Below are 8,296 nucleotides of genomic sequence, written 5' to 3' on the forward strand. Positions count from 1 at the left end.
CTGCGAATGGCACTACCTTTTCTCTGCATTTTTGAGCTCCTTTTTCGGTAATTTGGTTTGAGTAAATTTCCAAAGTTACTCGACAAAGGAGTTCTTTTCTACTCCGACAATTGCTTGTCACCTATACATGGTATCTTTCCAATTTCGAAGTCAATAATAATTACTCTCCGGCCAATCGCCGTAGAAGTAGTCATTTTTCACCGGAATCGCCGGGCGCACCCGCGAAACGGCGTGCCCATCCAGATAGAGGATATTCACCAGTCCCGCATGCCGGAAGGTCAACTGAGAATATCCAGCCATCGACAGATTGTAAAAGGCTGAACTGCCTGTCAGACTGGAGTCGTTGAAAATATCTCCGAGGTAGACTCGTCGGGAGGCATACCTGATTTTGGGTAGGAAATCTCCGTTTTTTCCGCTGATGGTGTTGTAGGCGTTTCGCCCGTAATCATGATCCTCTCCGTAGGGGATCACCCCGGAGGTCGACGGGCAGTCAAACAGTTTTTTCGGGAGATATTCGCCTGAAGTGTTGAGTACCTCCTGCCAGCAGCGGTCTTTCAGCGGTACGCCGGTGTATGCAATCAGATGGTCCTGCCACTGTCCGGTTGGTTTTCCATCGCTGCCGATCAGCTGGCCAGGTCGCGGAAGCCAGCCGCTGTTGTCGTCGCAGTAGAAGGTGGTGCAGGCCCCAAGTTGCTTGAGGTTGTTAACGCAGGTGATCGATTTCCCCCGCTCCCGGGCAGAAGTCAGCGCCGGCAGAAGGAGCGCAGCTAGAATGGCGATGATCGCGATTACGACCAGGAGTTCGATTAAAGTAAATTTTTATCTGCCATGTGTGGTAATGGGCAGAGCGATGTGGGCGCTGTGGGGGGTGTTCGACTGCCGGGGAATTCGAAGTGCGGGTGGTACGGGGAGAAACGCGTTGCCCCGCTCCGCATTCTCTCTTTCGATCTCCTTTCTCGACAGGATGGAAAAGGCGGTCTCCGTCAGGAGAAAGGACGAGGAAATGATGTTTTCTTTGAGCAGAAAAGTCCTGCAGGAACCGTTTCGTGTCATTGTCTGTTCATCTCGGAACAAGCCATCTGGTTTCATTGCCGCATCCTCTGGTGCTGTTAGCGTTTTCGATTCTGTTTCCGTGTTTTTTGGTGGCTCATATTTTTAATTCTGACTTTTTCCTTGAATTTCCAGGCCTGTCATGCTAAATTCTTTCTTTATGAATAATTATACCTTAAAAACAAAGAAAAAGCAACCGGAATTCCGTAGGTAAAATGGGAAAAGAACTTATGCTTTCTGGTATGAATCATGTGGTTCGACGCTCCGTCGGAAGCAATTGGTCCGATGAACTCAGCGTCGGACTGCTCAACAAAACCGATCCCGCACTGAGCGTCACCGGGCCGGAGTCTTTTCCCTTTTTTGCCTTTTGCCTCGTCCTGCGCGGAAACGGCTCCTATGTCGACTGGGAATCCGGCCGCCGTTTCCCGCTGAAAGCCAATACCTATTTTCTGCGGATTCCGGGGATCGTCCATCAGATCCGGATCGATCCTGCATCGCGATGGCGTGAATGCTTTCTGAATCTTGGCTACAACGCCTATCCCTATTTCCGGGCCTATCACGGCATCCTGCCGGAAAATCCGGTCGGGAAGTTCGCCCCCGACGATGCGTGGATCGACGCCTATTTCAAGCTGGAAAACGAGCTGGAATTCTCTCCGGTCGGTTCTCTGCTGGAGCTTTTGCCCGCATTCTTTCACCTCGTCTCCCGCGCGGTTCAGCAGACAGAGTATGACGACAGCACCCGGCAACGCATCAAATATGCCTGCGAATTTCTCTGTTCTGACTTTCGAGAAAAAAAGGACATCCGGGAGTTCTGCCGGACTCACGGATGGGGCTATGAAAACTTCCGGAAAAAATTCGCCGAAATCATGGGAATGCCGCCCAACCAGTATCGCATGAAGCGGCGCCATGAAACCGCTTGCGCTCTGCTGATGCAGCGCACATTGACCATCGCCGACATCGCCCGCGAACTCGGATATTGTTCCCCGCAGGAGTTCGCCGCGAAATTCCGGCGCCGGACCGGAAAATCTCCCTCCGAATATCGGGAAAACCTTCCGGCAAACTACTTTTGAAGCATTGAAGGAGTGTTATTTCCTCTCTCATTGGTAGATGGATGCAATTCGCCATTCTGTCCGCCTGTGTCCCGGTGTGACCGGACCGGAATTCCAAAATCATCTGTGTATTTCCTCCTCTCGCATCTGCCAGAATGTACAGCGTGGGAACGTGAGAAATCAAAACCGCAAGCTGTGCATTGTTCCGGGCGCGAAGATTGTTGTCGCAAATCGGACAATTTTTGTCGGGTAGAATCCGCTTTTCCTCTTGAATCCGAATGCGCAATATCGTATAATTATAGAAGAAATCGAGGGAAGGTAAGGGGTATGAACCGAATTCAGTTTCAGACAATCGCCAATGAAGTCGGTGTCAATGTCCGGACAATCTACCGCGTCATGAACAACAACGGCGCAGTCTCCGCTTCCACCCGGAAAAAGGTGGTGAACGCTCTGAACCGTTACGGTTATCTCTGCGCCGGACAGCGCAAAAGTGAGAACATCGTTTTCGATATTTGCAAAAATGAATTTATCGAACGCATCGGCATTTCGCTGATGCAGTCGCTTTCCATGCAGGATTTCAAGTGCATTCCCACCAATCATATGGAGAATCGGGAACGGTTCATGGCGGCGGTTTCCGAGGCATCCGTTGTGGTGATGTGCTCCTTTCCCGATCAGCGGCTCATTGATGAGATCAAATTCGCCAATCCGGATTGCGTGGTCATCAATATTCTGGGGGGGAGCTGTGGGGATGTCGCCATTGATTCCGATGATTATCTTGGCGGAGCCATTGCGGCACGCCATCTCTATGCGAACGGTCATCGGCATGTGCTGGTGGCGTCGGCTCTCGATCAGCCCAATCATGTGGATCGCTGCAAAAGTTTTCAGGCGGAAATGATGTTTTTGAATCCGGCCTGCCGGGTCGATTTCCTGGAATTCGTGCCCGGCCGGGACGATGCGCCGGTTTTCTGGCACCGGTATTTCTCTGTGGAAAAAAATCTGCCGACGGCTATTTTCTGCACGATGGGCGGCATTGCCTACTATCTGCCCTATTATGCGGCAAAATGCGGAATCCGGATTCCGGAGGATATCAGTCTGGTCTGCTACAACCGTCCCCGGGATTCCAATTCTCATTCTGCATCCGCGGAGGAGCTCTTCCCGCTGGATTCGATTGTCTTTGAGCCGGAACAGATTGTCACATGGGGCAACTATTTCATTCTGCACCGGCCGCTGGATACGTCGGGGAATCCGGTGCATACACTCATCCGGCCGAAACTGGTCGTGAACAATACGGTCAAAAATATTAACAGCGGGGTGGATCTATGAATCAGTATCCGACAACTCTCTCGAAAAAAAACAGTCGAAAGAGTTTTACATTGATCGAACTTCTTATCGCTGTTGCGATCATCGCAATCCTTGCCGGACTGTTGCTGCCTGCTCTGAGTTCCGCACGGGCGAAGGGGCAGATGATCTCCTGCGCATCCAATCAGAAAACCATTGCGCTGATGAGCATTCAGTATGCCGGGGACAATGATGATTTCATGCCCCCCGCCTACAATGACAACTATCTGAATCCCGCGCCGAATTATCGTTTTCTGAATTATTCCTGGCTGTACGCCACGCACCGTTATACGGGAAAGGATGTGGTGTGGGGGGCGCCGACCAATCCGGTTTACCGTTGTCCCGCGGCGCCCGAGGAGGTGTTTGTCAGCGCCGATGTCCCGGAGATGCTGATGTCGAATTATGCGTGGACAAACCGCATGGGCGCGAAACTTGACTGGTGCGAGAGAAATACCATGAAGCGTCTCGCAAAATGCCGGTTCCCATCCGTGACCGGATACATGCTGGATCTGGCCGGGGGAAAATATGACGCGATCACTCCCAGCTATCTCGGCTCTTCTCCGCCGGAAAAATTCAAGCGCCATCAATTGAAACCCAATGCCGCGTTCATCGATGGGCACGTGGAGAACATTCCCTATGCCGCGCTGCCGGTGATGCGCAGCGGAGTTTATATTCTTGGCTGGCCGGAAAGCGGCAGCCGGAACCCCTGGTAACCGTGATGGGAAAGTGAGGAAATCAATGAACAGGAAAACATGGATTCTGCCGGTCTTATCCGGCCTTCTGGCTATGGATGCCGCCTGGGCGACACCCTTGTATGAGAATGACTTCGAAGCGCTGGGAAAGTTGAATTTTCGCGGCTCCTTCGGCCCCCGCTGGATCGGGGATCTGAAGACCGCGGAACGCGAGGGGCATGTGAAGGTCCATCGGCAGGGACTTTGCGAGCAGGGGGAGAAGTCCCATTCCGGCGTGATGTCGTATGTGCTGGATCTGACGGTGGACAAAAGCACCGGAAAATGGGGCGGCGCATGCATGTTTCAAAGTCCCGCTCTGCGGATTCCTCTGGATAAACCGGTCTATTTGACCGGCTATGTGTATCCGGAACTCCTGCCGCCGGATCTCATGCTCTCGCTCGGGGTGATTTTCGAGACGACAGATCCGAAAACCGGAAAGAAGAGCGGCGGCTCGCTGCGTCTGACCCGGCGCGGCATCGACCCCGAGGGGTGGATGGTGTTCAGTGAGGATGTTTCCAAACTGGTGACCGGACGCTTCCCCGGAGCGGTCATGACCGGATGGATGATTGACATTCACTCGAACCGGGCCTTTCACGGTCAGCGCGTGAAACTGTATCTGGATGACATCACCGTGACGGATTCGCCCCCTTCCGTGAATGTGACCCGGGACGGCGTGGTGCGCGGACACGACATTCTCAGCCGGAATCCTTACGAGGTCAGCTATCTCTCCTATTACCGCGAGGTTCCGGATGCGGCGCCGAATCGAGCCTTCAACTCCAGTTTTGAACTTGGCCTGAAGGACTGGTTCCCGATGGTCCAGCGAAGTAAAGAGCATGAGAGAACCGGCAGACGGATTGAGCTGCCCGATCCCGCGGCGATTTTCCGGATTGTCACCCCGGACGACGCGCCTCATGGCAGACGGGTCCTGAAGGTGGAACGGAACGGGAAAAGGAATAACATAACTCTCCGCTCTCTGCCGCTTCAGATTCAGGATGGAAAGGATTATGTGCTCTCCTTTTATGCGCGTGCGTCAAAACCGACCCTTCTGCGGGTCAACTCCCGGCCTGTGAATCTTGCCGGCGGCTGGCAGCGCTGCGTGGTTCCACTGCCCCGCATCGCCTGCTATCAGACCTGGAACGGCAAGAAGTTCCCCGGACGTTTCGAACTGAATTTTACCAACGAAGATGACGCGGATCTTCAGTTTGACGCCATCCAGTTCCAGCGGGCCCCGTTGACCGAATACCGCGGACACGGCATCGTCCAGTTTGCTGCGAAACCGCGGAGCCGTTATGGGCTTTATCTTCCGGGGAGCACGCCGGAATTTGAAGTTACACTTTGCAATGATGCATCGGAAAGACGGCGTTCCGTCCTGCGCTGGGAGATGAAAAACTATCGACGGGACGTGATCGCGAGGGGGATGAAAACCGTGGAACTCGATGCGGGGGCAGGGGATTCGTTCCGGATCTCCGCTCCTGCGGAACTTCGTCACTGCACGCTTTCGGCGGTGCTGGAGGCGCCGGGACAGAAATTGCAAAGCTGCACCGTTTCCGCCTCGGTCGTTGAGGATCTGAAACAGCTGAAGGGGAATGAGTTTTTCGGCGGATGTCCGATTGAGGGGGACAATCCTCCCAACCTGCTGGATATTCTGGAACTGAACAAGCGTCTCGGCATGAGTTTCAATGTGAATTACCATACGGCATATCAGTCGCGCGCTCCCAAGGGGTGGAGGAAGGAAAATCCCCAGTGGAGGATCATTGAGAATGTCGTGGATTTCAACCGGCAGTACGGATTTGAAACGCTGTTGACCAACTATGCGCCGTTCCCCGTCGGGACAAAGCTGGATGCGGAAGGCGGAGAGATCGTCACACCGGAAATCGAACAGGATGTTTACGAGTACCACCGGGAGCTGGCATCGCGCTTCAAGGGAAAGATTCGTTATTTCGAGACCATCGCGGAGTATCTGAAATCGCCGTTGAAACAGAAGGCCGCGGCCGCTGACCGGGTGATACGGGCCGCTTTTCGGGGCATCAAGGACGGCAATCCGGATGCCGTGTTCTGTGCGCTGGGGGAAAACAAGATGGATCAGGGAATGCTCCTTGCCAAAATGGAGGAGCTGTTCCGGCACGGCACATTGGAGAGCATGGATTTCATCTCCCTGCATCCGTATGAGCTCGGGAAGGGGGCAAACTCCCATGAGACCCTGCGCCGATTTGCGGAACTGATCCGCAAGTACAACCGGGGGAAGGATAAGAAGATTTTCGGAACCGAAGGCGGGTGTGCCGCTTCCGATGTCCTCTACTATGACGATATCAACTCGGAATCCCTCTTCTACGACCGCTATGTGACGGAGCTTGAGCAGGCGGAATATATTGTCCGCTCCAACATTCTGATGTTCGCGGGGGGAATGTTCCGGAAGAACGCCATTTTCTATCCCTATAACGGCAAGGTGTCAAGCCGCAACAGCATGTACCATTTTGTGATCGCCGACAATGGGATCTATCCGAAAACGGTCTTCCCTGCAACGGCGAACATGATCGGCCGCCTCTCCGGTTCCGTTCCGGAAGGCGAGTTCGAGCAGCGCGATGCAAACGGTCTCCAGGGATATTATTTCCGCAAAAACGGAACCCTGTTCGCCGCGCTCTGGATCTATCGGCCGGATCACCGCACGCGGGAAGCGCTTCTGCCGCTCCCGCCGGAGCGGGTTCAGGCATACAATCTGGTGGGAGAGCCCATCCGGTTGCGGGGCGGGGCGAACACGCTTCTCTCCCTGAGTGAAGGAGCGCTCTATCTGTATCCGAAAAACGTTCCGGATGCGGAGTTCATTGCCGCGCTGAAGAACATCAAGGTGGAGAATCCTTCCGTTTCACTGAAAATCGGGAAGAACGGTTCGCTGACGGCGGAGGTTTTCAACGACACCTCCTCGGAATTGAAGGGAACTCTGACGCTTTCGCCGAACGGAATGAGCCGACCCTTCCGGATTCCCGCCGGCGGGAAACGCTCCTTCGATTTCCCGTGGAACAATCGGACCTCGCTGACCGCGTACCAGGCGGAGATTCAAGTCGGCGGGGAACGGCTCCGTTCAAACGAGATCCGGCCCCTGTTCTGCGGAAAGGCGGAACGAAGACCGCGCATTGATGGAAATCTGGAGGAGTTCCGTCATCTTCCCGGAATCCGCCTGAAAGCAGCGCAGCAAATTTCACTGTATCAGGCAAAAATCCGGAATTCCGCCGATCTGGGGGCTGTCGTTCGTTTTCAGTACGACGATTCCTTCTTTTACATCGCGGCGGAAGTGACGGATGATCTTCACCGGGTTCCGCACGAGCAGCCGAACATGTACTGGGCGAACGATGCGCTCCAGCTTCTGTTTGTCATGTCCGGGAAACGGGAGAAACTCTCATCCCGTGATCTTCTGGAGCTGGCGGTCACCGGGACGAAGCGGGGGGCGCGGCTCAGCACGACTCTTCTGGAGCAGAAGCTCGATTTCTCCCGTGCGGAGGCTGCCGTTGTACGCCGGAATGGGAAGACCTTTTATGAGCTGGCTCTTCCGTGGGAGACGCTCTGCCGGGGATTCCGGCCTGACAATTCAGTGAGTCCCGGATTCAATCTGGCCGTCAGCGACAACGACGGCAATTGGGAGATCAGCCGGATGCCGAAACTCAAGGGGTACGAGAAGTCGCTTCAGATGAGCCGGGGACTTGTGGACAGCAAGGATCCGTCATCGGCACTGACTCTGTTTTTCGAGCAGAAGTGAGTCTGATTCTTCTGCCGGAGGCCGCTCTCTTGCGGCATTCCGGATGGATGCGGAGTCGACGGTCGGTAATGACATTGAATTTTTACAACGCCAGGCGGATTCATTCGGCGCTCCAATATCAGACGCCGGATGAAGTCTATTTCGGAACTTGTAATCGGCAGGTAACGGGATATCGTAATTCAAAGGCTTTTACACCAATCTTTCCATAAAAAGTTGGTTCTTCGACGGTTCTTGATAGAAGTGAACGTATTTTAAGAAAAACGCCGCGATGAAATGGAAAAAGGCCGACATCGCCCTTATTGTTTCTTGAGCAAAACAGCAATAAGGAGGTTGCGATGTCGGTTAATCTTTACTATACACAGCGGATACGTGGATTT

The 8,296-nt window shown here is 53.9% G+C and carries 6 protein-coding genes; 5 read left to right on the forward strand and 1 reads right to left on the reverse strand.

The window, feature by feature from the left end; translation table 11 throughout:
• Positions 1-150: 150 nt before the first annotated feature.
• Positions 151-807 carry a hypothetical protein gene (locus ACMLHG_RS10505; RefSeq protein ID WP_417170464.1) on the reverse strand — a complete coding sequence of 219 codons (657 nt, stop codon included), beginning with the start codon at positions 805-807 and terminating at the stop codon, positions 151-153.
• Between ACMLHG_RS10505 and ACMLHG_RS10510 the strand changes: the two genes are divergently transcribed.
• The 5 genes from ACMLHG_RS10510 to ACMLHG_RS10530 all read left to right on the forward strand — a co-directional run bounded on the left by ACMLHG_RS10510 (position 773) and on the right by ACMLHG_RS10530 (position 7,919).
• Positions 773-1,159 carry a hypothetical protein gene (locus ACMLHG_RS10510; protein ID WP_417170460.1) on the forward strand — a complete coding sequence of 129 codons (387 nt, stop codon included), beginning with the start codon at positions 773-775 and terminating at the stop codon, positions 1,157-1,159. The two genes, ACMLHG_RS10505 and ACMLHG_RS10510, sit on opposite strands and share 35 nt — an antisense overlap.
• 106 nt (positions 1,160-1,265) lie before the next feature.
• Entirely contained in the window at positions 1,266-2,120 is an 855-nt protein-coding gene (locus ACMLHG_RS10515; protein WP_417170461.1) for an AraC family transcriptional regulator, read from the forward strand.
• Positions 2,121-2,426: 306 nt separating this feature from the next.
• The gene (locus ACMLHG_RS10520; RefSeq protein WP_417170462.1) at positions 2,427-3,422 is read left to right on the forward strand and encodes a substrate-binding domain-containing protein; all 996 of its coding nucleotides are present in this window, start codon (positions 2,427-2,429) and stop codon (positions 3,420-3,422) included.
• Complete coding sequence (locus tag ACMLHG_RS10525) at positions 3,419-4,150, forward strand: prepilin-type N-terminal cleavage/methylation domain-containing protein (protein ID WP_337625840.1); 732 nt, start codon at positions 3,419-3,421, stop codon at positions 4,148-4,150. The genes ACMLHG_RS10520 and ACMLHG_RS10525 overlap by 4 nt, the downstream gene beginning before the upstream one ends.
• A gap of 25 nt (positions 4,151-4,175) precedes the next feature.
• On the forward strand, positions 4,176-7,919 hold the full coding sequence (locus ACMLHG_RS10530) for a sugar-binding protein (RefSeq protein ID WP_417170463.1): 3,744 nt from the start codon (positions 4,176-4,178) through the stop codon (positions 7,917-7,919).
• Positions 7,920-8,296: the final 377 nt, after the last annotated feature.

Source organism: Victivallis sp. (assembly GCF_048170485.1).
Classification (GTDB): domain Bacteria; phylum Verrucomicrobiota; class Lentisphaeria; order Victivallales; family Victivallaceae; genus Victivallis.